General features: G+C 59.6%; 22 protein-coding genes and 1 pseudogene. 6 read left to right on the top strand and 17 right to left on the bottom strand.

What is annotated here, in order from left to right; genetic code table 11:
* Nucleotides 1-12 precede the first annotated feature (12 nt).
* The 14 genes from AC1DWM_RS01345 to dksA form a co-directional block, all read right to left on the bottom strand.
* Nucleotides 13-1,029 (bottom strand): class I SAM-dependent rRNA methyltransferase, encoded by a 1,017-nt coding sequence (locus AC1DWM_RS01345; protein WP_477794475.1) that lies wholly within the window; start codon nucleotides 1,027-1,029, stop codon nucleotides 13-15.
* A 173-nt stretch (nucleotides 1,030-1,202) separates the two neighbouring features.
* A complete protein-coding gene (locus tag AC1DWM_RS01340; RefSeq protein WP_223515631.1) occupies nucleotides 1,203-2,075 on the bottom strand; it encodes an oxygenase MpaB family protein in 873 nt (290 codons plus the stop codon).
* 50 nt (nucleotides 2,076-2,125) lie between these two features.
* Entirely contained in the window at nucleotides 2,126-4,063 is a 1,938-nt protein-coding gene (acs, locus tag AC1DWM_RS01335; RefSeq protein ID WP_223515634.1) for an acetate--CoA ligase, read from the bottom strand.
* 169 nt (nucleotides 4,064-4,232) lie between these two features.
* Nucleotides 4,233-5,897 carry a glucose-6-phosphate isomerase gene (gene pgi / locus AC1DWM_RS01330; protein WP_477794474.1) on the bottom strand — a complete coding sequence of 555 codons (1,665 nt, stop codon included), beginning with the start codon at nucleotides 5,895-5,897 and terminating at the stop codon, nucleotides 4,233-4,235.
* A 229-nt stretch (nucleotides 5,898-6,126) separates the two neighbouring features.
* Nucleotides 6,127-6,507 carry an aspartate 1-decarboxylase gene (panD, locus tag AC1DWM_RS01325; protein WP_223515639.1) on the bottom strand — a complete coding sequence of 127 codons (381 nt, stop codon included), beginning with the start codon at nucleotides 6,505-6,507 and terminating at the stop codon, nucleotides 6,127-6,129.
* Nucleotides 6,508-6,701: 194 nt separating this feature from the next.
* On the bottom strand, nucleotides 6,702-7,562 hold the full coding sequence (gene panC / locus AC1DWM_RS01320; protein WP_223515642.1) for a pantoate--beta-alanine ligase: 861 nt from the start codon (nucleotides 7,560-7,562) through the stop codon (nucleotides 6,702-6,704).
* Nucleotides 7,559-8,359 carry a 3-methyl-2-oxobutanoate hydroxymethyltransferase gene (gene panB / locus AC1DWM_RS01315; protein ID WP_223515645.1) on the bottom strand — a complete coding sequence of 267 codons (801 nt, stop codon included), beginning with the start codon at nucleotides 8,357-8,359 and terminating at the stop codon, nucleotides 7,559-7,561. Before panB ends, panC begins: the two co-directional genes overlap by 4 nt.
* Nucleotides 8,360-8,729: 370 nt before the next feature.
* On the bottom strand, nucleotides 8,730-9,215 hold the full coding sequence (gene folK, locus AC1DWM_RS01310) for a 2-amino-4-hydroxy-6-hydroxymethyldihydropteridine diphosphokinase (RefSeq protein WP_223515648.1): 486 nt from the start codon (nucleotides 9,213-9,215) through the stop codon (nucleotides 8,730-8,732).
* 3 nt (nucleotides 9,216-9,218) lie between these two features.
* A complete protein-coding gene (locus AC1DWM_RS01305; RefSeq protein WP_223515650.1) occupies nucleotides 9,219-10,619 on the bottom strand; it encodes a polynucleotide adenylyltransferase PcnB in 1,401 nt (466 codons plus the stop codon).
* Nucleotides 10,620-11,522: 903 nt separating this feature from the next.
* Entirely contained in the window at nucleotides 11,523-12,959 is a 1,437-nt protein-coding gene (locus AC1DWM_RS01300; protein ID WP_477794473.1) for a sigma-54-dependent transcriptional regulator, read from the bottom strand.
* Between the two features lie 22 nt (nucleotides 12,960-12,981).
* A complete protein-coding gene (locus AC1DWM_RS01295; RefSeq protein WP_223515656.1) occupies nucleotides 12,982-15,936 on the bottom strand; it encodes a sensor histidine kinase in 2,955 nt (984 codons plus the stop codon).
* Complete coding sequence (locus AC1DWM_RS01290) at nucleotides 15,920-16,096, bottom strand: hypothetical protein (RefSeq protein ID WP_003176118.1); 177 nt, start codon at nucleotides 16,094-16,096, stop codon at nucleotides 15,920-15,922. Before AC1DWM_RS01290 ends, AC1DWM_RS01295 begins: the two co-directional genes overlap by 17 nt.
* Nucleotides 16,097-16,173: 77 nt before the next feature.
* The gene (gene gluQRS / locus AC1DWM_RS01285) at nucleotides 16,174-17,070 is read right to left on the bottom strand and encodes a tRNA glutamyl-Q(34) synthetase GluQRS (protein WP_223515658.1); all 897 of its coding nucleotides are present in this window, start codon (nucleotides 17,068-17,070) and stop codon (nucleotides 16,174-16,176) included.
* 197 nt (nucleotides 17,071-17,267) lie between these two features.
* On the bottom strand, nucleotides 17,268-17,708 hold the full coding sequence (dksA, locus tag AC1DWM_RS01280) for an RNA polymerase-binding protein DksA (protein WP_007902025.1): 441 nt from the start codon (nucleotides 17,706-17,708) through the stop codon (nucleotides 17,268-17,270).
* 333 nt (nucleotides 17,709-18,041) lie between these two features.
* Here dksA and AC1DWM_RS01275 point away from each other — a divergent pair, with 333 nt between their 5' ends.
* Nucleotides 18,042-19,214: a pyridoxal phosphate-dependent aminotransferase gene (locus tag AC1DWM_RS01275; protein ID WP_477794472.1), complete on the top strand. Its 1,173-nt coding sequence runs from the start codon at nucleotides 18,042-18,044 to the stop codon at nucleotides 19,212-19,214.
* Nucleotides 19,214-19,927: a DNA/RNA nuclease SfsA gene (gene sfsA / locus AC1DWM_RS01270; protein WP_477794471.1), complete on the top strand. Its 714-nt coding sequence runs from the start codon at nucleotides 19,214-19,216 to the stop codon at nucleotides 19,925-19,927. The genes AC1DWM_RS01275 and sfsA overlap by 1 nt, the downstream gene beginning before the upstream one ends.
* Here sfsA and AC1DWM_RS01265 read toward each other — a convergent pair.
* The gene (locus tag AC1DWM_RS01265; protein WP_477794470.1) at nucleotides 19,924-20,241 is read right to left on the bottom strand and encodes a Rieske (2Fe-2S) protein; all 318 of its coding nucleotides are present in this window, start codon (nucleotides 20,239-20,241) and stop codon (nucleotides 19,924-19,926) included. The genes sfsA and AC1DWM_RS01265 overlap by 4 nt on opposite strands.
* Nucleotides 20,242-20,492: 251 nt before the next feature.
* Between AC1DWM_RS01265 and AC1DWM_RS01260 the strand changes: the two are divergent.
* From AC1DWM_RS01260 to AC1DWM_RS01245, 4 genes and pseudogenes are all read left to right on the top strand, one after another.
* Nucleotides 20,493-20,675, top strand: a pseudogene (locus AC1DWM_RS01260) (hemin ABC transporter substrate-binding protein); the annotation flags it as partial.
* 50 nt (nucleotides 20,676-20,725) lie between these two features.
* Nucleotides 20,726-21,709: a FecCD family ABC transporter permease gene (locus AC1DWM_RS01255; RefSeq protein WP_477794535.1), complete on the top strand. Its 984-nt coding sequence runs from the start codon at nucleotides 20,726-20,728 to the stop codon at nucleotides 21,707-21,709.
* Nucleotides 21,709-22,476 carry a heme ABC transporter ATP-binding protein gene (locus AC1DWM_RS01250; protein ID WP_223515674.1) on the top strand — a complete coding sequence of 256 codons (768 nt, stop codon included), beginning with the start codon at nucleotides 21,709-21,711 and terminating at the stop codon, nucleotides 22,474-22,476. Before AC1DWM_RS01255 ends, AC1DWM_RS01250 begins: the two co-directional genes overlap by 1 nt.
* A gap of 20 nt (nucleotides 22,477-22,496) precedes the next feature.
* Nucleotides 22,497-23,348, top strand: coding sequence for a ChaN family lipoprotein (locus AC1DWM_RS01245; RefSeq protein ID WP_477794469.1), 852 nt, complete (start codon nucleotides 22,497-22,499; stop codon nucleotides 23,346-23,348).
* Nucleotides 23,349-23,606: 258 nt separating this feature from the next.
* Here AC1DWM_RS01245 and AC1DWM_RS01240 read toward each other — a convergent pair whose 3' ends face one another.
* Nucleotides 23,607-23,879, bottom strand: a complete 273-nt coding sequence (locus AC1DWM_RS01240; RefSeq protein ID WP_223515680.1) for a TfoX/Sxy family protein — start codon at nucleotides 23,877-23,879, stop codon at nucleotides 23,607-23,609.
* Nucleotides 23,880-24,116: 237 nt separating this feature from the next.
* Entirely contained in the window at nucleotides 24,117-24,461 is a 345-nt protein-coding gene (locus tag AC1DWM_RS01235; RefSeq protein ID WP_223515683.1) for a pentapeptide repeat-containing protein, read from the bottom strand.
* Nucleotides 24,462-24,511: the final 50 nt, after the last annotated feature.

The raw sequence follows: 24,511 nt of genomic DNA, 5'->3' as shown, positions 1-24,511 counted from the left end.
TTTGGGTGAATGTCAGAGCTGCAGGATCAGCGTTTTCAGCGGCGGCTGCTGATCCATCGACGGAAAATCAGCGCCCGGTGTCATCACTGTCCACTCGCGCACCGGTCGCCCGGCTTTCTCTGCGCAACGCAGCACCTGTTCGCGCCAGTCGTCCATGCTGACTTTTGCCAGGTTGTTGCAGCAGATCAGTACGCCATTGTCGGCGGTGGTCAGCAGCGCGGGTTTGAGCAGACTCTGGTAGTCGCGCAGCAGGTCGACGGTGCCGAAAGCACTCTTGGCCCACGCGGGAGGGTCGAGCAACACCAGGTCGTACTGGCGCTGTTCCAGGCGTTGGTAGCTCGGCAGTTTCTGCCCGCGCCGCTGGCTGATTGGCAGGCCGGCCAGTTGGCGGATCGCCGGGAAGTAATCGGACTGGACGAATTGCATGGCTGGCAACTGCGGATTCAGTAGACCGTTCTCACGGCCGACTGCCAGGTTGCCCTCGGCGAAATCCAGGTTGCACACCTCACGGGCGCCACCGGCCGCAGCGCTCAGGCCGACGCCACAGGTGTAGGCAAACAGGTTGAGCACGCTTTTGTTTTGGCTGTGCGCTTTGACCCAGCCACGGGTATTGCGCAGGTCGAGGAACAGCAGAGGATCCTGGCCGGCATGACGCCCGCGAACCCGGTAATTCAGGCCCCATTCGTGGCCAACCAAATCCTCCAGCGCCGCCTCATTCGCACGGTAGACCGTGTCTTCACGGTCGATGCGCGAATTGCCCCGGGAGCGGTCGTTGTAGACCAGCAGGGTGTCGAGGCCCAAATGCTGATTGATTGCCTCGTGCAGGTGCAGCAGTGAGTCGCGTTCCAGCGACTGGTGAAAGCTTTGCACCAGCAGCTGCGGGCCATAGCGGTCGATGGTCAGGCCGCCGGCGCCTTCCTGGCTGCCGTGGAACAGTCGATAGCAATCGGTGCCTTGCTGATGCAGTTCGGCAAGCAGGTCCTGGCGATGTTCGAGGGCGGCGCGCAGCGCCTGATTCAAGGAAGACATGCTGGGCGCCTTGCAGGAGGGAATTTGGCGCGGGAGTTTAACAGCTTGGCGCCACACCGAGGTGCTGCCTTCGCGAGCAGGCTCGCTCCCACAAGAGATCTCAACTGTTTGCACATTTATGTTCGACACATATCCACTGTGGGAGCGAGCCTGCTCGCGAAGCTTTTAGCTTTTCAGGTGAGCAACCCCATCCGCCGTTTAGCCCGCTGCACCGAGCCATTTCGCACCGCCCAGCGCAGCATCGGCGCGCTGCGATTGACGCTGGTGCGGATCAGTTTGCGTTGCAACGGGTTTTGGCTGACGCCCAGCATGTCACTGGCCCAGTCAGGCAACAGATCGATGCCGGCCTGCATCATCAAACTGCCGAAAGGTTTGGCCAAACGGCTGGGGGAGGGCGCGTTCAGCAACAGTCGCAAGACTTCGCGGCTGCGCTCATCGCACAGCAACTGTGGGCGAATGCGCTCAAGGTAATCAGCCATTTCCTGCCGCGAACGGGGCACATCACGGGCGCCCAGTCGTTCGGCGACCAACGCGATTTCCCCGTAGTAACGGTCTTGGTCGGCCAGTGACAGATTCGGATTGCGATAACGCAAATGCGCGGCGAGAAAGTTGCTGACTTCGGCCACATGCACCCAGGTCAGCAGGTCTGGATCGCTGGCCGCATAGGGGCGCCCGTCCGGCGCAGTGCCCGTCACTTGCAGGTGGATAGTGCGGACTTTCTCGATCAGCCAGTCGGCATCCTTTCGCGAGCCAAACGTGGTGCCGGAGATGAACTGCCCGGTGCGACGCAGCCGGCCGAGCATGTCCTGGCGAAAATTCGAATGGTCCCAGACACCAGCCAGGGCCAATGGATGCAAGGCTTGCAGCATCAGGGCACTGATGCCGCCGATCAGCATGCTGCTGAAATCGCCATGCACTTGCCAACTCACCGAGTCGGGGCCGAACAGGCCGGGATCGCCTTTGGGATTTTCCAGATCGAGCTTGCCGAGGGACAGACCGGTCAGGCTCATGATCTGGGTTTCGATGCGGGTACGGATGAATTCCATGGCGACTCAGTGGCGAACATAAAACGCGGCCATTGCTGGCCGCGCGAGGCTTATTGGTTCAGGCGTTTATCGACCAGATCCTGAACAACGCTCGGGTCGGCCAGGGTCGAAGTATCCCCCAGCGTGTCCAGTTCGTTGCAGGCAATTTTGCGCAGGATTCGCCGCATGATCTTGCCCGAACGGGTTTTCGGCAAGGCCGGGGCCCATTGGATCAAGTCCGGTTTGGCGAAGCTGCCGATTTCCTTGCTGACGTGGGCCAGCAACACTTTCTTCAGTTCGTCGTCGGGGGTAGTGCCGTTCATGGGTGTGACGAAGGCGTAGATGCCCTGGCCTTTGAGGTCGTGGGGGTAACCAACCACTGCGGCTTCGGCGATGCTGTCGTGCAACACCAGGGCACTTTCCACTTCGGCGGTGCCGATACGGTGCCCGGAGACGTTGATCACGTCGTCGATGCGCCCGGTGATCCAGTAATCGCCGTCCTCATCGCGTCGCGCGCCGTCGCCGGTGAAGTAATAACCGGGGTAGGGCTTGAAGTAGGTGTCGACCATCCGTTGCGGGTCGCCGTAGACGCTGCGGATCTGCGCCGGCCAGCTGGATTTGATGGCCAGCACGCCGCTGCCGGCGCCTTTGATTTCCTTGCCCGTTTCATCGAGCAACACCGGCTGCACGCCGAACATCGGTTGCGTGGCGCAGCCGGGTTTGATCCGTTGTGCGCTGACCAGCGGGCTGAGCATGATGCCGCCGGTTTCGGTCTGCCACCAGGTGTCGACAATCGGGCAACGCTGTTCGCCGACCGCATTGAAGTACCAGTCCCACGCTTCCGGGTTGATCGGCTCACCGACAGTGCCGAGTAATCTGAGGCTGGCGCGCGAGGTTTCCTTCAACGGTTCCGGCCCTTCGCGCATCAGCGAACGCAGGGCGGTTGGCGCCGTGTAGAAAATGTTGACGTGGTGTTTGTCGATGACCTGCCAGAAGCGCGAGCTGCTCGGGTAACTCGGCACGCCTTCAAAGATCAGCGTGGTCGCGCCGTTGGCCAGCGGGCCGTAGACGATGTAGCTGTGGCCGGTGACCCAACCGACATCGGCGGTGCACCAGAACACTTCGTTATCACGGTAGTCGAGCACGTATTTGAAGGTCATCGCGGCTTGCAGCAGGTAACCGCCGGTGGTGTGTAGCACGCCTTTGGGTTTTCCGGTGCTGCCGGAGGTGTAGAGGATGAACAGCGGATCTTCGGCGTCCATCGGTTCCGGCGGGCAATCGTCACTGACGTCGCGTAGAGCCTGGTGATACCAGAGGTCGCGGCCTTCAACCCACTTCACTTCGCCTTGGGTGTGCTCGACCACGATCACCGTGCTGACGTTCGGGCAATTTTGCAGCGCCTTGTCGACTTTCTCTTTCAGGGGCACGAATTTTCCGCCGCGCACACCTTCATCGGCGGTGATCACGGTGCGGCAATCGGCATCAAGAATCCGGTCGCGCACCGAGTCCGGGGAGAAACCGCCAAAGACCACCGAATGCACCGCGCCGATTCGCGTGCAGGCGAGCATGGCGTAGGCAGCTTCGGGGATCATCGGCATGTAAATACAGACGCGGTCGCCTTTCTTCACGCCACGGCTTTTCAGCACGTTGGCCAGGCGACAGACGTAGTGATGGAGTTTTTTGTAAGTGATTTGCGCGGATTCGGCGGGATCGTCGCCTTCCCAGATGATCGCGACTTGATCGCCGCGCTGTTCCAGATGACGGTCGATGCAGTTGTAACTGACATTCAACTTGCCGCCGGCAAACCAGCTGGCTTCACCGGTTTTCAGGTTGTAGCGCTGGACGGTGGCCCACGGCGTACTCCAGTCGAGAAAGCGCGTGGCTTGTTCGGCCCAGAAGGTAGAGGGGTGTTCGATGGACTCGCGGTACAGGCGGTGATAGTCGTCTTGACTTAAATTCGCAGACCGGCGGACGGCATCGGCTTTGGGGAACGTGCTGATATCGAACATGACGGTTCCTTATTCTTGTTGTGCGACAAGAGGGGAGCTACACGACCCTCGTAGGAGCTGGCTTGCCAGCGAAGGCGGTGTGTCATTCAACATTTATGTCGACTGATCCACCGCTTCGCTGGCAAGCCAGCTCCTACAAGGTTAGTACCGTCTGTAGTCTGGCGTCAGATCAACCGCGGTGACGGCCGCGGAAGTAGTTGATCAGGCCTTGGGTCGAGGCATCGTCAGCCGGGGTTTCTTCGCTGCCGACCAGACGGTTGTAGACGCCTTTGCCCAGTTCTTTACCCAGCTCCACGCCCCACTGATCGAAGGCGTTGATGCCCCAGATCACGCTTTGCACGAAGACTTTGTGTTCGTACATCGCCACCAGTGCGCCGAGACGACGCGGGCTGATGCGTTCGACCACCAGGGTGTTGCTCGGACGGTTGCCCGGGATCACCTTGTGCGCCGCCAGTTTCTGCACGTCGTCTTCGCTCATGCCTTTGTCACGCAGTTCGGCTTGCGCTTCGGCAAGGGTCTTGCCGAGCATCAGCGCCTGGCTTTGCGACAGGCAGTTGGCGTACAGCCACTGGTGGTGGTCGGACACCGGGTTGAAGCTGACGATCGGCACGATGAAGTCGGCCGGGATCAGTTGGGTGCCTTGGTGCAGCAGCTGGTGATAGGCGTGTTGGCCGTTGCAACCGACGCCACCCCAGATGACCGGGCCGGTGTCGGTGGACACCGGGGTGCCGTCCTGACGCACACTCTTGCCGTTGGACTCCATGTCCAGCTGTTGCAAGTGCTTGGTGATGTTGCGCAGGTAGTGGTCGTACGGCAGGATCGCGTGGCTTTGCGCGCCCCAGAAATTGCCGTACCACACGCCGAGCAAGGCCAGCAGCACCGGCATGTTCTGTTCGAAAGGCGCGCTCTGGAAATGCTGGTCCATGGTGTAGGCACCGGACAGCAGTTCCTTGAAGTTCGACATGCCGATGGCCAGCGCGATGGGCAAGCCGATGGCCGACCACAGCGAGTAACGGCCGCCGACCCAGTCCCACATCGGGAAGATGTTTTCTTCGCGAATACCGAACGCCACCGCCGCGGCATTGTTGCTGGAAACGGCGATGAAGTGACGATGCAGTTCGGCTTCCGAACCACCCTGAGCCAGGTACCAGGCGCGTGCTGCCTGGGCATTCTTCAGGGTTTCGAGGGTGTTGAAGGATTTCGACGAAACGATAAACAGCGTGGTCTCTGCACGCAGCTTCATGGTCAGTTCGTGGAACTCACTGCCATCGATGTTCGCCAGGTAGTGACAACGCACGCCTTTCTGGGCGTAGGACAGCAGCGCCTCGGACACAAGCTCAGGGCCGAGGAACGAGCCACCGATGCCGATGTTCACTACGTCAGTGATCGGCTTCTCGGTGTAACCGCGCCAAAGGCCATCGTGGATACGGCCCACGAGGTCGGTGATCTGGTTCAGTACCTTGTGTACCTGCGGCATCACGTTGACGCCGTCCACCGACAGCTTGTCGCCGACCGGGCGACGCAGGGCGGTGTGCAGCGCGGGGCGGCCTTCGGAGGCGTTGACGATTTCACCGTCGAACAGCGACTTGATCGCGCCGCTGAGGTCGACTTCGTTGGCCAGACCTACCAGCAGATTGCGGGTCTCGGCGTTGATCAGGTTCTTCGAGTAATCGAGAAACAGTCCGCAGCTGCTAAGAGTAAATTGAGTAAAACGCTGCGGGTCGGCATTGAAGGCTTCGCGCATGCTGAAATCCTGCATGGCTTGGCGGTGATCATTCAGCGCCTGCCAAGCGGGCAGAGCGGTCACGTCTTGAGGAGTGCGGTAGTACGCCATCGCTGCGGGTTTCCTTTTTACTTGAACGGCTTTTTGGACACTAAAAATCCCGGAGCGCTGCGGGTCGGCGTCCGGTCAACTGCGTCGACACGATTTCATGGCGCAGGGCGAATACAGTAAACCCCGCGCCTTGATCTGTCTTGACTTTGTCTGACCTGTTTCCGGTACTTTTTAACATTGAAGTCAGGAGCAGTCCGACAAACGGGAAAAAGACAGGATGTCGGTTCGATCAGGCGACCTGGACCGGAATGGCATTGCTGGTGTGGCTCAGTTCATTGCCCGGCGCCATGTAGAGCATGCGCGGCTTGAAGTTGAGCAGCTCGGCTTCGCTGTAATGAGCGTAAGCGCAGATGATCACGCGGTCGCCGACCTTGGCTTTGTGGGCGGCAGCACCGTTGACCGAGATCATGCGCGAGCCTTCTTCACCACGAATCGCGTAAGTGGTGAAGCGTTCGCCGTTGTCGACGTTATAGATCTGGATTTGCTCGTATTCACGGATGCCGGACAACTCCAGCCATTCGCCGTCGATGGCGCAAGAGCCTTCGTAATCGAGTACTGCGTGGGTGACTTCGGCGCGATGCAGCTTGGCCTTGAGCATGATGGCGTGCATGAGTGTTTTCCCAGGTCGGAATCGAACGGCGGGCAGTTTGCCCGAAGGCTTTGTGGGCGGCAATACGATGCAGGAATTGACGCGGGAGACCAATGTAGGAGCTGGCTTGCCAGCGAAGGCGGTGTGTCAGTCAACATCAATGCTGAATGACCCGCCGCCTTCGCTGGCAAGCCAGCTCCTACAGGGGTGGTGTTTTAGGCAGAGGCGTCGAGGTTCAGGTGCAGGTTGTCGATCAACCGTGTGGTGCCAAGGAACGCCGCGACCAGAATCACCAGATCGCGATCATCTGCCGTGGCCGGACGCAAGGTCAGCGCATGGCGAATCTCCAGGTAATCGGGACGCAATCCAGCCACTTCAAGCTGTTTGATCTGCACGTCGATCAGCGCGGGGAAATCCCGCTCACCCTGTTTGATCGCGTCGGCAATCGAACTCAGTGTGCGATAGACCACCGGCGCCACAGCCCGCTGCTCTTCGCTGAGGAAACCATTGCGAGAAGACAGTGCCAAGCCGTCGGCCGCACGGACAGTCGGCTCACCAATGATCTGGACCGGCATGTTCAGGTCATGGACCAGGGATTTGATCACCGCCAGTTGCTGGTAGTCTTTCTGGCCGAAGACCGCGAGGTCCGGCTGGACCATGTTGAACAATTTGCTGACCACCGTCGCCACACCTTCAAAATGCCCTGGGCGGCTGGCGCCGCACAGGCCTTCAGACAACAGCGGAACGCTGACGCGCGTCTGGCCGGCCATGCCGTCGGGGTACATTTCTTCAGCGCTAGGCGCGAACAGCAAGTGGCAACCGGCCTGGAGCAGTTTCTCCTGGTCGGCGGCGAGGGTGCGCGGGTACTTGTCGAGGTCTTCGCCGGCACCGAATTGCAACGGATTGACGAAAATGCTCGCGACCACGAAATCCACCCGTTGGGAGGCTTTGGTAATCAGCGCAATATGACCGCTGTGCAGGTTGCCCATGGTCGGCACGAAGCCGATGCGCTTGCCTTCACTGCGGGCACGGGCCACGGCGGCCCGCAGTTCGCGTACGGTTTTTACGGTGTTCATGCAGAGAATCCGTGTTCGATACCTGGGAAAGTCGCCGCTTTGACTTCAGTCACGTAAGCATTCAGGGCTGCTTGAATGGTGTGCTGTCCGGTCATGAAGTTCTTCACGAATTTTGGCACGCGACCGGTAATCGACAAGCCCAGCATGTCGTGCAGGACCAGTACCTGGCCGTCGGTGCCACTGCCGGCGCCGATACCAATGACCGGAATCTTCACGGCCTGGGTAATTTCTTCGGCCAGTTCGCTGGGCACGCATTCAAGCAGCAACATGGCTGCCCCGGCCTGTTCCAGCGAAATGGCATCGGCACGCATTTGCCGAGCCTGGTTTTCGTTGCGACCCTGGACTTTGTAACCGCCCAGGATGTTCACCGATTGCGGCGTCAGCCCCAAGTGCGCGCACACCGGGATGCCGCGCTCGGCCAGCAGGCGGATCGAGTCTGCCAGCCACAGAGCGCCTTCTACCTTGACCATGTGCGCACCGGCTTGCATCAACAGGGCACTGTTGGTCATGGCTTGTTCGGTGGTGGCGTAGGCCATGAACGGCAGGTCAGCGAGGATGAACGCATCGGTGTTGCCGCGTTTGACGGCTGCCACGTGGTAAGCCATGTCAGCGGTCGTCACAGGCAGGGTGCTGTCGTGACCCTGTAAAACCATGCCGAGGGAGTCGCCCACCAGCAGCACTTCGACGCCAGCCTCATTGCAGGCGTGGGCGAAGGTTGCGTCATAGCAGGTCAGCATGGTGATTTTTTCACCTTTTTGCTTGAGACCTTGCAGAGTGGTCAGGGTGATGGCTGGCATGAAAAGATCCTCATTCAGGCGCTGTGGAAACTACTGCGAGTAACGCGCGTGATTCTTCGTTAAATACAGGCGCACGGTCTGTTGTCGTGCTTTTAAGGCCTGGATTGCGCCCTTCAATGCCGTGTTGGCGGCAGCGGGACGCCTATAGTCGTGAGGAGAACTCGGGAAGTCAATTGGATGTGTTACCGCGTTGTTACGACGGGGGTGTTACCGGCGTAACTGATGCGATTCAGCAGCAGATTCTGTGTTCGACACAAAAACCAATGTGGGAGCGAGACCGGCTTGCCGGCGATGGCGTCCTGACAGTTAACATCTTTGGTGAATGTTAAGCAGCTATCGCGAGCAGGCTCGCTCCCACAGGGGATTTGCGTTAATTCGCAGGCAGGCGTTCCAGGCCAACGAACGGGCAGGCGACGAGTAATTCACCAAGAGTGCGACCATCGGCCAAACGCAAATCCGCAGGCGCCAGTTCGGCCAGCGGATACAGGACAAAGGCCCTTTCCTGCAGGTGGTAGTGAGGGACTTTGAGGCGAGGCTCGTCGATCAGTCGATCGCCAAACAGCACGATGTCCAGATCCAGGGTGCGTGGTCCCCAGCGTTCAAGACGTTCGCGACCCTGTTCGTTCTCGATGGCTTGCAGCGCATCGAGCAGGTCCAGCGGTGCGAGGGTGCTGTCGAGGGCGGCGACCGCGTTGGTGTAACGCGGTTGGCCAGGCAGCAGCGAGTCGCTCTGATAAAACGCGGACACCCCGACCAGCTCGGTCTGTGGCAGCTGCGCCAGCGCATCGACGGCGTTGCGCAATTGTTCGGCGGGGTCAGCCAGATTGCTGCCCATGCCGATGTAGATGCGTTCCATGGATTACTCGCCCGAGACGCTCGGTTCGCCGGCTGCGCGTTTACGCTTGGCGCCACCGCTGCGGCGACGTTTGCGTGGTGCGCCGGTGCCGTCTTCCTTGCCGCTGAGGTCGCGGATCATGTCGCGACGTTCGCTGTCATTGGCGTCCTGATAATCCGTCCACCATTCACCCAGGCCATCAGTCTGCTCACCGGCGCTTTCGCGCAGCAGCAAGAAGTCGTAACCGGCACGGAACCGTGGGTTGTCCAGCAACAGGTCGGCGCGCTTGCCGCTACGGCGTGGCAGGCGCTCCTGCATGTCCCAGATCTCGCGGATCGGCATGGTGAAGCGTTTCGGGATTGCGATGCGTTGGCACTGTTCGGCGATCAGTTCGTGAGCCGCTTCCTGCATGGCCGGAATCGGCGGCATGCCACGTTCTTGCAGGCGCAGTACACGAGCCGGCAGGGCAGGCCACAGCAGGGCGGCAAACAGGAACGCCGGGGTCACCGGTTTGTTCTGCTTGATCCGCAGGTCCGTGTTGATCAGTGCGTCGCTGATCAGAGTGTGGGTGTACGTCGGGTTGTATTCCAGCGCCTCGGCACTGGCCGGGAACAACGGATCGAACAGTTGCAGGTCGACCAGCATCTCGAAGGTGTCCGCGGCGTGGCCGGAGAGGAACAACTTGAGCACTTCTTCGAACAGACGGGCCGACGGGATCTCGCGCAGCATCGGTGCCAGTTCGCGAATCGGCAAGGCGCTGTGTTTTTCGATACCGAAATTCAGCTTGGCGGCAAAACGCACGGCCCGCAGCATCCGTACCGGGTCTTCCTGGTAGCGCTGTTTCGGGTCGCCGATCAGGCGGATCAGGTGATTGCGGATATCGTGTACGCCGTTGGCGTAGTCAAGAATGCGCTCGCTGACCGGGTCGTAGTACAGGGCGTTGATGGTGAAGTCGCGGCGTTGCGCGTCTTCTTCCAGTGTGCCGTAGACGTTATCGCGCAGGATGCGCCCGCTTTCATTACGGGAAGACTGGTTGCTGTCTTCTTCCTCGTCGTTTTGCGGGTGATTGGCGCGGAAGGTTGCGACTTCGATGATTTCACGACCGAAGTGAATGTGCACCAGCTTGAATCGACGACCGATGATCCGCGCATTGCGGAATTCGGCACGCACCTGTTCAGGTGTGGCGCTGGTGGCGACGTCGAAATCCTTGGGCGTGATGCCGAGCAGCATGTCACGCACACAGCCGCCGACCAGGTAAGCCTGGTAACCGGCGTTCTGCAGGCGTTCGACGATATTCACCGCGTAACGGCTGAATTGGGCCTTTTGCAGCGAGTGTTGGCCGCTGTTGAGCACTTCAGGCGTACTGCGAATGTGTTGCGTATGACGCTTGGGAGAACGGAATGACTGGAACAGCTTCTTCAGCATGGGATGCACTGTTTGAAGGAATGTTCGGCCATAACAGAAGAATGACCGCATGATGGGCGGGGATTCTAGCATTTAGTCGAGGGATGGTGTAGGAAGCTGCGCAAGCGCTTGAAGGGGGATATCTGGCAGACGCGATCTGTGTAGCAGCTGACGAGCAGCGCGAGGCTGCGTTCGGCTGCGAAGCCGTCGTAAAACCTGTAGTTGCGGTGTGTCAGACTAATCTCGTTGCCCGTATTGCGACTGCTGCGCAGTCGGACGCAGCCTCGCGTTGCTCGACAGCTGCTACGGGTCGGACGCTGCCTCGCGGGTTTGGCAATTGCTACGTAAACGCCAGAAACCACAAGGGGAGCCGAAGCTCCCCAAGAAGTAGTTGCATGCTCTATTTTTATTATTGGTTTCGGGCTTTTTGTTTTTGTTAAGTGCCCTCGTCATGAAAATTTTCTTTCATGACCCTCCCAATCGGGAGCCAAGAGCAAACGGATTGCTTTGGTCGCTGTGCTGCAGTGATCTTGCGATCCAACCAGTTCAGGCACTGTCTTAGGACAGTTTTTTATTATTCTCGGCCTGGTCGTGGGGCGATCCCCCAAATACAACGCCTCTCCAAAAGAATCAGTTAGCTGCGCCTCTCGCCGTCTTGTTTTTATTGTGCGTGAGTCGATTCGTCTTATTTTTATTATGTTATGCATTGCTTGTTATTGTTCTTGTACCAAACATATTGCAGGGTGCGTGCCAACTTTTGCGAACCCCAGTAAAACAAGGAGTTAGGTCGGTCGGTGGGGCTTTTTCAGGCCCAAAAAAACCGGGGCTTCGTTACCGTAAGCCCCGGCTTCTGTTACGTGAAAAATCTGAGGTAACAGTTTTTTCAGAAAGTCATGTGTTACCCGCGCATCAGACAGGTGCCATTCAGCTTTCGCTGGCGACCCCGGTCTTGCGCCGCGGGATGCCCAGGCGCTGACGGCGCTCCCACAGGCATTTGCGGCTGACCCCGAGTTTGCGGGCCAGTTCGGTTTCGGTCATGTGGTCCTGATGCTCGAGGACGAAGTGCTGGAAGTAGTCTTCCAGTGACAGGTCTTCGGTCGGCTCATGGCTGGAGTTACCGCCATTGTTGCCCTGCTGTGCTGCCAGGCCGATGAACTCATCCTCTTCCAGGCCACTCAGTTCGATGTCGATACCCAGCAGCTCGGCCGAAATTTCCGGGCTCTCGCACAGAATGACCGCGCGCTCGACGGCGTTTTCCAGCTCACGAACGTTACCTGGCCAAGTGTAATGACGAATTGCTTGTTCGGCATCCGGGGCGAATTTCAGATCGGTGCGGTTGACCCGCGCGCTCTGCCGCGCCAGGAAGGCATTGGCGATTTCGTTAACGTCCGCACCGCGCTCGCGCAAGGCCGGCAGCTTCAGGGCGATCACGTGGAGGCGGTAATACAAGTCTTCACGGAACTGGCCGATTTTTGCCAGGCTCTTGAGGTCCCGGTGAGTCGCGGCGATCAGGCGTACGTCGACCTTCTGCGATTGCACCGAGCCCACCCGGCGAATTTCGCCTTCCTGCAACACGCGCAGCAAGCGGGCCTGGGCTTCAAGGGGCAATTCGCCGATTTCATCGAGGAACAGGGTGCCGCCGTCTGCCGCTTCCACCAGACCGGCACGCCCGGCGCTGGCGCCCGTGAACGCGCCTTTTTCGTGACCGAACAGCTCGGACTCGATCAGACTTTCCGGAATGGCCGCGCAGTTCACCGAAATCATCGGTGCCTTGGCGCGCTTGGACAGGTTATGCAGGGCACGAGCCACCAACTCTTTACCGGTACCGGATTCACCTTGAATCAGGACATTGGAATCGGTTGGCGCGACTTTGCGGATTTTGCTGTAGAGGTCCTGCATCGGCGGGCACGAACCGATAATGCCTATTTCGCCGTTACTGTTGTCGACGCCAGCTTTCGCGGCGCCATTGCCAGCTTTGCCAGCGGCAGGTTCGCCGTTGGCTGGCAGTGATTGTCGGTCGCGCAGGATGCGGGCGACGGCCTGAAGCATTTCATCGTGATCGAAAGGCTTGGCGATGTAATCCACCGCGCCCATCTTCATCGAGTCGACCGCCGAACGCAGGCTGGCGTAGCTGGTCATGATCAGCACAGGTGTGCCTTGGCCGAGTTTGATCAACTCGGTGCCAGGCGCGCCGGGTAGGCGCAGGTCACTGACGATCAGGTCGAACGTGGGAATAGTGAAGCGTTCTTGTGCTTCCTGCACTGAACCGGCTTCGCTGACCTGGTACTGGTTACGTTCCAGCAGGCGGCGCAAGGCGGAGCGGATAATTGTTTCGTCTTCGACGATCAAAATGTGCGGCATTGATTCGATACTCTCGACGGTCTCAGTTCACAGCGGACGTCGCTTCGACATGACGCGGCAAGGTCACCCGGATACGGGTGCCGCGTTGGCTTTGAATATCAGCCGGGCTGTCGATGGTGATTTGTCCATAATGCTCTTCAACGATGGAATAGACCAGTGCAAGGCCCAGACCGGTGCCTTCGCCAGGATCCTTGGTGGTGAAGAAAGGTTCGAACAATCGGTCCATGATGTTCTTCGGAATACCGCTGCCTTCGTCTTCCACGATCAAGTCGACCGTGTGTTCGCCGGCTTCGCTTTTAACCCGCACCGCGCTGCCGGGAGGCGAGGCGTCGCGGGCGTTTGAGAGCAGGTTGATCAGTACTTGGGCGAGTCGCTGTGGATCGCCTTCGACCCAGTGATCGGGGTCGCACAAATTATAGAACTGCACTTCGAAATTGCGTCGGTTCAGCGCCAGCAAGCCGATGGCATCCTGAGCCACTTCGGCCAGACAGACGGGCTCGTCGCTTTGCTGGTGGCTGCCGGCGTGGGCGAAGCTCATCAGCGACTGGACGATGCGTGACACGCGCTTGGTCTGCTCCAGGATCTGTCCACTGATTTCCTTCAGCTCGCCATCGTCTTCGCGCTCTTCGCGCAGGTTTTGCGCCAGACAAGCAATGCCGGTGATCGGGTTGCCGATTTCATGGGCCACGCCCGCCGCGAGTCGACCGATGCTGGCCAGGCGCTCGGAGTGCACCAGTTTGTCTTCGAGCATCTGGGTTTCGGTCAGGTCTTCCACCAGCAACACCAAGCCGCTGTTGCCCGGTGCGAGCGGTTCATCGATCGCCGCTTTGTGCAGGTTCAGCCAGCGGGTCTGGCCATCAAGGGCCAGGTGCTGTTTGTGCAGATGTTCGTCTGGCAGGTTGATGAAGCCTTGCAGCAGTTCTTTCCATGGATCGGCAATCGTGCTCAGGCGCGAACCGACCACACGCTGCGCGGCAATCCCGGTCAGCTCCTCCATGGCTTTGTTCCACATGAGGATTTCCTGATCCTTGGCCAGCGAGCAGACGCCCATTGGCAGTTCCTGCAGGGTCTGGCGGTGATAGCGGCGCAGGGCATCGAGTTCGGCGGCAAGGCCGGTCAGGCGCGAGTGGTAATCCTCAAGGCGACTTTCGATGAAGTGAATGTCTTCGGTGACATAGTTCTCGCCGCCCGCCTTATACGGCAGGAATGTTTCGACCATGTCCTGCGCCACACTCGGGCCCATCAGGCCGGACAGGTTGGCTTCGATGCGGTCGCGCAAGCGGCGCAAGGCATAAGGCCGGCGCTCGTCAAACGGCAGATAGAGATCGCGCAGTGCCTGTTCGACTTCTTTCTGTGCCGCCTTGGCGCCCAAGGGTTTTGCCAGCTGCGTAGCGAATTCCTGAGGGGAAGCGGCGTGCAATTCGCGGCGTTGAGGGCGACGCACGTTGTCCACGGCGCAAGCTTCGGCGGCACTGGCTTCTTCCGGGCTGGCGTTAGTGAACAGCGAGATCAGGGTGAACATCAGCACGTTGGCCGCCAGCGAGGCAATCGCCGCCATGTGCCAACTGGTGTCGTCCAGCACGTAGATCATGTTCAGCAGCGGGATGTAGAAACCCTGAAGATTGCTCACCAGCGGCAACAACATCGTTACCAGCCATACCAGAATCCCTGCCAGCAAACCGGCGATGAAGCCACGGCGGTTCGCGGTCGGCCAATACAGAACCGAGAGCACGCCCGGCAGGAACTGCAACGTGGCGACAAACGCGACGATGCCGAGGTTCGCCAGATCCTGATCTGTACCCAGCAGCAGGTAGAAGCCGTAGCCGGCCATGATGATCGCAACGATCAGCGCCCGACGGGTCCACTTCAGCCAACGGTAGATGTTGCCTTCGGCCGGCGGCTGATAGAGCGGCAACACCAGATGGTTCAGTGCCATCCCGGACAGCGCCAGGGTAGTGACGATGATCAGACCGCTTGCCGCCGACAAACCTCCGACATACGCCAGCAGCGCCAAGGCTTTGCTGTTGGCGGCAATGCCGATGCCCAGCGTGAAGTATTCGGGATTGGTGGTGGCGCCGAGTTTCAGGCCAGCCCAGAGAATCAGCGGCACTGCCAGGCTCATCAGCAGCAGGAACAGGGGCAGGCCCCAGCTGGCACTGACCAGCGAGCGCGGGTTGAGGTTTTCGGTAAAGGTCATGTGATACATGTGCGGCATCACAATCGCCGAGGCGAAGAACACCAGCAGCAACGTCCGCCACGGCCCTTCTTGCAGCGGCGTGTGCAGGGCGGCGAGGGCGGTCTGGTTTTGCAGAAGCCACAGTTCCAGCTGTTGCGGGCCGTCGAACACGCCGTACAACGCATACAGGCCGACACCGCCGATGGCGATCAACTTGATCACCGACTCGAAGGCAATGGCGAACACCAGGCCTTCATGTTTCTCGCGGGTCGCGATGTGGCGCGAGCCAAAGAAGATGGTGAACAGGGTAATCAGTGCGCAAAAGCTCAGGGCGACCCGATGCTGCACCGGTTCGCGGGTGAGAATGCTGATGGAGTCGGCGACCGCTTGAATCTGCAAGGCCAGCAGCGGCAACACGCCGACCAGCATGAAGACCGTGGTCAGCGCGCCAGCCCATGTACTGCGAAAGCGGAACGCGAACAAGTCGGCCAGCGACGACAGCTGATAGGTGCGGGTAATTTTCAGAATCGGGTACAGCAGCACCGGCGCCAGCAAAAATGCGCCTGAGACCCCGAGGTAGCTGGATAAAAAACCGTAGCCGTACTGATAGGCCAGGCCCACTGTGCCGTAAAACGCCCAGGCACTGGCGTAAACGCCCAATGAAAGGGTGTAGGTCAACGGGTGGCGAATGATCGCCCGGGGGATCATGCCCCGTTCACTGACCCAGGCCACGCCGAACAGCACCGCCAGGTACGCGGCGCTGATCAGGATCATCTGGGTCAGGCTAAAGCTCATCGGCATCTTTTTGACTCTGCAGGATGAAGGTCACGACGATCAGAATCAGCCAGAGCAGATAAGGGCGATACCAGGCGCCAGTGGCGTCGATCCACCAATCCATGATGGCCGGGGAGAACAGGTAAATCCCCACTACCAGGAGCAGGACCAAGCGATAGATGTACATCCCGGCCTCTCTTTTTTATGCGCGTGCCCGAAAACGTGCGGCGATGGTAACGGATGGGCGCGCCACTGCAAGTGCGATCACTGCAGTTGTGCCTCGGGCAGGTTCAGTGTGCGCGGGATCAGCGCCGCATCCCAGTGGGCAATGCCCCAGTTCAACACTTCCCGTGGGCTGGCGTAAGCCAGTTCGGTAGCGGGGTTTTGCCCGAGTGCGCGCAATGCGCGCAGCAATAAAGGTGTCGCCTGGTCTTCGGTCAACGGCGGCGAGCGGTAGGATTTGCCGAGTTTGTTGCCATCGGGCTGGGTAATCAGCGGGATGTGCAGATAACGCGGTTGGCGCAGGCCGAGCAGTTCTTGCAGATAGAGCTGGCGCGGCGTGGAATCCAGCAGGTCGGCGCCACGCACGATGTCGGTGATGCCTTGCCAGGCATCGTCCAACACGACGGCCAGTTGATAAGCGTAGAGCCCGTCGCGACGGCGAATCACAAAATCGCCCACCTCGCGACCCAGATGCTGGCGAAATTCACCTTGCACGCGGTCGATGAAGTGGTATTCCAGTTCGGGCACGCGCAAGCGAATCGCTGCGTTTTCTGTGCCGTGGCCGGCGTTGCGGCACAGCCCCGGATAAATGCCGTGATAGGGTTCCAATTGTTTGCGCGAGCAGGTGCAGGCGTAAGCCAGGCCATGATTGAACAGGCGATTGAGCACTTCAGCGTAAGCCTCGTGCCGGTCGCTCTGACGGACCATTTCGCCGTCCCACTCAAAACCGTAGCTTTCAAGTGCCTTGAGAATCGCTGTCTGAGCGCCGGGTTCTTCCCGTGGCGGGTCGAGGTCTTCCATGCGCATCAGCCAACGGCCACCCACCGCGCGGGCGTCGAGGTACGAGGCCAGTGCGGCGACCAGCGAACCGAAATGCAGGTGTCCACTGGGCGTGGGGGCGAAACGCCCGATGTAGGGAGTGGAAGTCGTGGCGGTCATGGACGAATGTTACATCTCTGGTCGTGCGCGAGTCCCTGTGGGAGTGAGCCTGCTCGCGATAGCGGTTTCACATACAACACATTCGTTGACTGACTCACCGCTTTCGCGAGCAGGCTCGCTCCCACAGGGGGCACTGAAGCAAATTTCAGAAACAAAAACGGAGCGTTCGCACGCTCCGTTCTTCGTTCAAGTCGATATTACTTGCCGACTTGTTTTTCCTTGATTTCCGCCAGGGTCTTGCAGTCAACGCACATGTCGGCGGTAGGGCGGGCTTCCAGTCGCTTGACGCCGATTTCGACGCCGCAGGACTCGCACCAGCCATATTCTTCGTCTTCAATCAGTTGCAGCGTCTTGTCGATCTTCTTGATCAGCTTGCGCTCGCGGTCGCGGGCACGCAGCTCGAGGCTGAATTCTTCTTCCTGGCTGGCACGGTCTGCCGGGTCCGGGAAGTTGGCCGCTTCGTCTTTCATGTGATCAACAGTACGGTCGACTTCCTGCATCAAGTCCTGTTTCCACTTGTTCAGGATCTTGGTGAAGTGCGCGCGCATGGGCTTGCCCATGTACTCCTCGCCCTTCACTTCTTTGTAGGGTTCGAAGCCGCTGATCGACTGGTTTTGCTGCTTTGCTTGGGTGGGCATGAAATGGACCGCCTCTACTCTTGTAATCCATCTGCGCAGGATTGCTCCATCACCGACACCTGCCGGCCCTGCGGCTGCAAGCGGGCGAACTTACCAGATCAAATCGGGGCGCGCTACTCCCGGATGTTGAAGTAGTGGCTCGGGGCCCTTGCAAATCATTGCAAAGCCTTGTCTGGTGGTGTTGGAGACCTGATCAAATATTGATTTTAGTCAAACTTGGGATACTCGTTTGAGTCGTTTATGGTCAGGTGCTAAAGCGTCTGACCGCTTTAAGCTCTCGCTCGTTCCTGCGCTTGGGTAGAATTGATTTTTTTCTCTGTTGAAGGAAGGCTAATGGCTCAGTCCTACAGTGCCCGCAGTCGTGCAATCGAACCTTTCCACGTCATGGCGTTGCTGGCGCGGGCCAATGAACTGCAAGCCGCTGGGCACGACGTGATTCACCTGGAAATCGGCGAGCCTGACTTCACCACCGCCGAGCCGATCATTCAGGCCGGCCAGGCCGCATTGACGGCGGGGAAGACCCGTTACACCGCTGCGCGGGGCATTCCCGAGCTTCGAGAAGCCATTTCCAGTTTCTATCAGCAGCGTTATGGGTTGAACATTGACCCCAAACGAATCCTCATCACCCCCGGCGGTTCGGGCGCCTTGTTGCTGGCCAGCGCCTTGCTGGTCGACCCGGGCAAGCACTGGCTGTTGGCGGATCCCGGTTACCCCTGCAACCGGCACTTTCTGCGGCTGGTGGAGGGTGCGGCGCAGCTTGTTCCTGTAGGTCCGGAGGTGCGTTATCAGCTAACCCCTGATCTGGTCGCGCGTCACTGGGACCACGACAGCGTCGGCGCGTTAGTGGCTTCCCCGGCCAATCCGACCGGGACGATCCTGACTCGCGACGAGTTGGCGGGCTTGTCTGCGGCGATCAAGCTGCGACACGGCCATCTGGTGGTGGACGAGATCTATCACGGCCTGACGTACGGCACCGATGCCGCCAGCGTGCTGGAAGTCGATGACAACGCATTTGTGCTGAACAGCTTTTCCAAGTATTTCGGCATGACCGGCTGGCGTCTCGGCTGGCTGGTCGCGCCGGAGGCGGCTGTCGGCGAGCTGGAAAAGCTCGCGCAAAACCTCTACATCAGCGCGCCCAGCATGGCCCAATACGCCGCATTGGCCTGCTTTGAGCCGGCGACCATCAGTATTCTCGAAGAGCGCCGCGCCGAATTTGGTCGTCGTCGCGATTTCCTGCTGCCTGCCTTGCGTGAATTGGGTTTTGGCATTGCCGTGGAACCGGAGGGCGCGTTCTATTTGTACGCGGATATCAGCAAGTTTGGCGGTGATGCCTTCGCGTTCTGCCGGCACTTCCTCGAAACTGAACATGTGGCTATTACCCCGGGACTGGATTTCGGGCGTTTTCACGCTGGGCACCATGTGCGGTTTGCCTACACCCAAAGCCTGCCGCGCTTGCAGGAAGCGGTCGAGCGGATCGCTCACGGTTTGAAGAGCTGGCAAGGCTGATGCGTTTTCAGCCTCCCCTCGAAGAAGGCCGCTTGATCCGTCGTTACAAGCGTTTTCTCGCCGATATCGAAACCGTTAGCGGCGAGTTGCTGACTATTCATTGTCCCAACACGGGCTCGATGCTCAATTGCCAGGTTGAAGGTGGGCAGGTCTGGTTCAGCCGCTCCAACGACCCGAAGCGCAAGTTGCCCGGCACCTGGGAAGTCGGCGAAACCCCTCAAAGGCGCTTGTTTTGCGTCAATACCGGGCGAGCCAATGGATTGATTGAAGAGGCACTGCGCGCCGGTGTGATCAGTGAGCTGAACGGTTTTACCGAGCTCAAGCGCGAAGTCGCCTACGGCCAGGAAAGCAGCCGGATCGATTTCCGTCTCGATTACCCCAACGGCCCGGCTTATGTTGAAGTCAAAAGCGTCACCCTGGGCTTCGACGGTTCCTCGGTGGCCGCGTTTCCCGATGCGGTGACCCAGCGCGGGGCCAAGCATTTGCGCGAACTGGCGCACTTGGCCCGGGACGGGATTCGTGCGGTTCAGTTGTATTGCGTCAATCTGAGTGGCATCGAAGCCGTGCGTCCTGCAGAAGAAATCGATTCGGCCTACGCGGCGGCCTTGCGTGAGGCCGTGGCGTGTGGGGTCGAGGTGCTGGCCTATGGCGTGCGTTTGACCCATGAGGAGATGGTGGTTGATCGGCGCCTGGACGTGCTGCTCAACGGCTAAAGGCTGACCCAGATACCTTGCGCGTCTTCACGGCAGGGCACGGCGGTCAACGATTGACCGGCGCAGGGGCCGGAAACGCATTCGCCGTCTTCGATCAGAAACAGTGCGCCGTGGGTGGCGCACTGGATCAGGCTGTTGCTGGGGTCGAGAAAGCTGTCTGGCGTCCATTCCAGGCCAACCCCGCGGTGCGGGCAGCGATTGACGTAGACGTAGACCTGGCCACCGCGGCGTACGGCAAAGAGCTTCTGCCCTTCGATGTCGAAACCGCGACTGCTGGCGTCAGCCAATTCGGCACCTGTGCAAAGAAACTTCATGTATATCCTCAATGCATCTCGTGACCAGAAATGTCCGAGCTTGACGTTCAAATGCAAACAATTATCAAATGGCTGCCTTGCCCTTCGGGCGCAGGTGCCAGAGGCCGAGAATACTTGGCCTGTCATCTCGATGCCTGGGAAAACTGTAAAGGAAGCTGTTTATGCGCCTGAGTACCCGCGTTGCTGCGCTCTGTGTCGGACTTTTCGTCAGTCACCATGGCGCAGCGGCCGAGTTGCCGCAACGTTGGGTAGGGGAAGCGGCGCGTGTAGCGTTGCTCAAGGAAAACACGATGTTGTCCTCGACCCGCGCGGCGAGGGACGGTCGAGTCATAGAGCTGGATCCGACGTTGCTGGTGGGCGGGCTGGGACCACGGTTGCCCGAAAGCCTGAAAAAGCTGTCTGGCGGGTTCTTTCCTGGCACGGCCGGCCAATGACCGTCCTGGTTAAACCTCGTGCACTGTTCATTGGCCTGAGCCTTCTGTGTTTGCTGGCGATCTGGCTGTCGCTGGCACTGGGGCCGGTCAGTTTGCCGTTGCTCGACACCTTGCACGCCGCGTTGCGCCTGGTCGGATTGCCGATTGCGCCGGACGGTCTGGAGCAAGCCGAATTGATCGTGGGGCAGATCCGTCTGCCGCGAACCTTACTGGGCCTGGCGGTGGGCGGCGTGCTGGCGCTGACCGGTGTGGCGATGCAGGGCCTGTTTCGTAACCCGCTGGCCGATCCGGGATTGGTCGGGGTGTCCAGCGGCGCAGCATTGGGTGCGGCCATTGCGATTGTGGGCGGGTCAATGTTTGGCGGCCTACCCGAGTCGTTCGGGCCATATCTGCTGTCGGTATGTGCGTTTCTCGGTGGCTTGGGGGTGACGGCGCTGGTGTATCGACTGGGCCGACGAAACGGCCAGACGAACGTCGCGACGATGCTGCTGGCCGGTATCGCATTGACCGCTCTGGCGGGTTCGGCGGTGGGGTTGTTCACCTATCTGGCTGACGACGCGACCCTGCGTACGCTGACGTTCTGGAATTTGGGCAGCCTCAATGGCGCCAGTTACGCGCGACTCTGGCCATTGCTGGTGGTGAGTGCGGGCGTGGCGATGTGGTTGCCGCGTCGAGCCAAGGCCTTGAATGCGTTGTTGCTGGGGGAGTCGGAGGCCGGTCACCTGGGCATTAACGTCGAGGGGCTCAAGCGCGAATTGGTGTTCTGCACAGCGCTGGGGGTTGGCGCGGCGGTGGCGGCGGCGGGGATGATCGGATTTGTCGGGCTGGTGGTGCCGCACCTCGTGCGTTTGCTGGCCGGTCCCGATCATCGAGTTTTGTTGCCCGCCTCGGTTCTGGCAGGTGCGAGTCTTCTGTTGTTTGCCGATCTGGTGGCGCGACTGGCGCTAGCGCCCGCCGAACTACCGATCGGCATCGTCACGGCCTTTATCGGTGCGCCGTTTTTCCTGTTCTTGTTGCTCCGGAGGCGCGCCTGATGTTGCGCACGCAGAACCTGCAAATCCGTCGCGGCGCCAAGACTGTGCTGACGGACATCACGCTTGAGCTCCTGCCTGGCGAAGTGCTTGGCGTGCTCGGCCCCAATGGCGCCGGCAAAAGTACTTTGCTGAGTGCCTTGTGCGGCGAATTGCACGCCCATCAGGGAAGCGTCTGGCTCGATGATCGCGAGTTGCGTCACTGGGCCGCCGCGTTGCGCGCGCAACGTCTGGCGGTGCTGCCGCAGGTGTCGACCCTGGACTTTGCCTTTCGCGTCGAAGAAGTGGTGGGTATGGGGCGTTTGCCCCATCAAAGCGGTCGGGTGCGCGATGACGAGATTGTCGCTGCCGCGTTGCACGCCGCCGATGCCGGACACCTGAGTGGTCGCAGCTATCTGGCGTTGTCCGGCGGCGAGCGTCAGCGGGTGCATCTGGCCCGGGTGCTGGCGCAGCTCTGGCCGGGCGAGGCGGGGCAGACGCTGTTGCTCGATGAGCCGACCTCGATGCTCGACCCGCTGCATCAGCACACCACGCTGCAAGCGGTGCGCGAATTTGCCGATCGTGGCGCGGCCGTGTTGGTCATCTTGCATGATCTGAACCTGGCGGCGCGTTATTGTGATCGTCTGTTACTGCTTGAGGGTGGGCGTCCGGTGGCACTGGATACGCCGGAACAGGTCCTGAAACCCGAGCCGCTCAAAGCCGTGTTCGGGCTGGAAGTATTGGTCCAGCAGCATCCGGAGCGTGGGCATCCGCTGATCATCGCCCGCTGATACTTTTCATCGAGGTGAACATGCGTGGAATTTTACTGTTGGCCGTACTGCTGTTCAGTGCCTGCCAGCATGTCTCGGAGCCACCGCCGGTCAGCGCTGACATTCGGGACCTGAGTACGGGTGAAACTCTGACGGCGCAGGAACTGATCGAACGACTTGCCAAGCCTTCGCGGCTGATCGTCGGTGAGCAGCATGACAATCACGATCACCACCAACTGCAACTGTGGTTGCTGCAGTCGCTGGGTGAGCGGCGGCCACAAGGCAGTTTGCTCCTGGAAATGCTTACGCCCGATCAACAACAGCGCGTCGATGATGTTCGTCATGCCTCGACACCACCGGAAAACTTGCCTGCTGCTTTGGCTTGGCAGGAGGGTTGGGACTGGGACCTGTACGGGCCGATCGTACGTTTCGCGCTGACTCAGCCTTATCCGCTGCTCGCGGCCAATCTGGATAACCTCGAGGTTCGTGCGGTCTACGCCAAACCGCCGGCATTGAGCGGTTCGCGGTCCAATGCAGCGTCGGTCAAAGAAGTGTTGCTGGCACAGATCAGCGACTCCCATTGCGGCTTGCTGCCCACTTCACAAATGCCCGCCATGTTGGCGGTCCAGCAGCAACGAGATCGGCGAATGGCTGAGCGTTTGCTGGCAGCCCCGACGCCCTCACTACTGTTTGCCGGTGCCTATCACGCGCGCAAGGACGTTGGCGTGCCGATCCATGTGCTGGATTTGGGCCAGGCCCAAGCGCCGACGGTATTGATGCTGGCAGAGCAGGGGGCCGTGGTAACAGCAGCAATGGCCGATTACGTCTGGTACACCCCCGCTTCACCGCCTCAGGATTATTGCGCGCAGATGCGTCAGCAGTTCGGCAAATAACGTTCGGGTTTTTCACGGGCAAAAAAAACCCGGCAAGAGCCGGGTCAAATAACCGTGATTAGCCTGATGAGGAGATATCTGAGAGTCCGAACCAAGGGCTTTTCAAATATCGACCAGTCTCGCGACCAGTTGTGATAATAATATCGATTCTCATTACCATGTCAACCGCTGTTTTTTGATTTCTTTTAAATGCATCGTCAACCTGTTTCAAAACTCAGTAATCACTGAGTAATCACGGCGCCTGGCGAAATCAATGCCTCAAGCCTTGTGGCGGGACGAAATCGCTTCCAGTTGTTTGTTCAAGTCTTCTTTGCGCTCGGCTGGAATGTCGTTCCAGTGCACATCCATCAATGCGCCTTCGATTGCATACAACAACACCTTGGACGCCCGAAACCCGCGAGTACGCACGGCCCGATACGCATCCACCGCCCCAAGGCGACGCAAATCCGAGGCGCTGTGGATACCCACGGCATGCAGCCACTGCGCCGACGTCTTGCCAAGATTCTTCAGGTGTTGCAGCTCATCATTCATCGAGCCTCCTTGCGACGGCCGAACGGCGTGTGTGCGAACTTCTCAGGAGTGTAGCCATCAGTAGGAAAAGCGTGATTGTTTGGTTGATTTCGACGTAAAAGCTTCTAAGAAGCAAACTCAACTTGGGTGAATTTCGGCGAACGCAATGGGGTGGGTACTGGAAGTCTAGCTGTCGGGAGCAAACACGGAGTCCAGCGCAAAGCGGGGGCGCTGGACTTGTCAGGTAACACGTCGTTTTTAGCGAGTGCGATAACGCAGGCGAGTGCCGAAGTTCATCGACATCAAGATCTCATCTGCGCTCAGCTCTGGCGGGAAGTACGCGCCGGAGATCTGTGCGTGGGCAAGGCTGGCACCTTCGAGGGATGCGTTGCGAAAGTCGATGCCGCGCAAGTCCGCGGAACGGAAATAGGCATCGGTAAAGTCGACGCCATCAGCGTTTAGCTCGCGCAAGTCCAAGCCGCGGAAATCGCCACCGACCATGTCGATAGGTCCGTCTTTGGGCCGTTCGTTGTTGAAGCCTGTGATGTCGTCTTTGTGCAGCAAGGCATACAGCTGGGTGTCGAGAAATTTGGGCTGGCTCATGTCGCATCACCTGATGGTTTTATGACGCCAGTGTAGTGCCACTATTTGAC

The sequence above is a fragment of the Pseudomonas sp. P4_C8 genome, from assembly GCF_056401975.1.
This window is presented reverse-complemented; position numbering and strand designations above follow the sequence as displayed.

Bases quoted from the DNA above. Each gene is read 5' to 3' on its own strand.
- AC1DWM_RS01275 (WP_477794472.1), top strand. From the start codon at position 18,042: ATGGCTCAGTCCTACAGTGCCCGCAGTCGTGCAATCGAACCTTTCCAC.
- AC1DWM_RS01290 (WP_003176118.1), bottom strand. From the start codon at position 16,096: ATGTACATCTATCGCTTGGTCCTGCTCCTGGTAGTGGGGATTTACCTG.
- AC1DWM_RS01300 (WP_477794473.1), bottom strand. From the start codon at position 12,959: ATGCCGCACATTTTGATCGTCGAAGACGAAACAATTATCCGCTCCGCC.
- panC (WP_223515642.1), bottom strand. From the start codon at position 7,562: ATGAACACCGTAAAAACCGTACGCGAACTGCGGGCCGCCGTGGCCCGT.
- folK (WP_223515648.1), bottom strand. From the start codon at position 9,215: ATGGAACGCATCTACATCGGCATGGGCAGCAATCTGGCTGACCCCGCC.
- AC1DWM_RS01295 (WP_223515656.1), bottom strand. From the start codon at position 15,936: ATGCCGATGAGCTTTAGCCTGACCCAGATGATCCTGATCAGCGCCGCG.
- AC1DWM_RS01245 (WP_477794469.1), top strand. From the start codon at position 22,497: ATGCGTGGAATTTTACTGTTGGCCGTACTGCTGTTCAGTGCCTGCCAG.
- pgi (WP_477794474.1), bottom strand. From the start codon at position 5,897: ATGGCGTACTACCGCACTCCTCAAGACGTGACCGCTCTGCCCGCTTGG.
- AC1DWM_RS01345 (WP_477794475.1), bottom strand. From the start codon at position 1,029: ATGTCTTCCTTGAATCAGGCGCTGCGCGCCGCCCTCGAACATCGCCAG.
- acs (WP_223515634.1), bottom strand. From the start codon at position 4,063: ATGTTCGATATCAGCACGTTCCCCAAAGCCGATGCCGTCCGCCGGTCT.
- AC1DWM_RS01340 (WP_223515631.1), bottom strand. From the start codon at position 2,075: ATGGAATTCATCCGTACCCGCATCGAAACCCAGATCATGAGCCTGACC.
- dksA (WP_007902025.1), bottom strand. From the start codon at position 17,708: ATGCCCACCCAAGCAAAGCAGCAAAACCAGTCGATCAGCGGCTTCGAA.
- sfsA (WP_477794471.1), top strand. From the start codon at position 19,214: ATGCGTTTTCAGCCTCCCCTCGAAGAAGGCCGCTTGATCCGTCGTTAC.
- AC1DWM_RS01235 (WP_223515683.1), bottom strand. From the start codon at position 24,461: ATGAGCCAGCCCAAATTTCTCGACACCCAGCTGTATGCCTTGCTGCAC.
- AC1DWM_RS01305 (WP_223515650.1), bottom strand. From the start codon at position 10,619: ATGCTGAAGAAGCTGTTCCAGTCATTCCGTTCTCCCAAGCGTCATACG.
- panD (WP_223515639.1), bottom strand. From the start codon at position 6,507: ATGCACGCCATCATGCTCAAGGCCAAGCTGCATCGCGCCGAAGTCACC.
- AC1DWM_RS01250 (WP_223515674.1), top strand. From the start codon at position 21,709: ATGTTGCGCACGCAGAACCTGCAAATCCGTCGCGGCGCCAAGACTGTG.
- gluQRS (WP_223515658.1), bottom strand. From the start codon at position 17,070: ATGACCGCCACGACTTCCACTCCCTACATCGGGCGTTTCGCCCCCACG.
- AC1DWM_RS01265 (WP_477794470.1), bottom strand. From the start codon at position 20,241: ATGAAGTTTCTTTGCACAGGTGCCGAATTGGCTGACGCCAGCAGTCGC.
- panB (WP_223515645.1), bottom strand. From the start codon at position 8,359: ATGCCAGCCATCACCCTGACCACTCTGCAAGGTCTCAAGCAAAAAGGT.
- AC1DWM_RS01240 (WP_223515680.1), bottom strand. From the start codon at position 23,879: ATGAATGATGAGCTGCAACACCTGAAGAATCTTGGCAAGACGTCGGCG.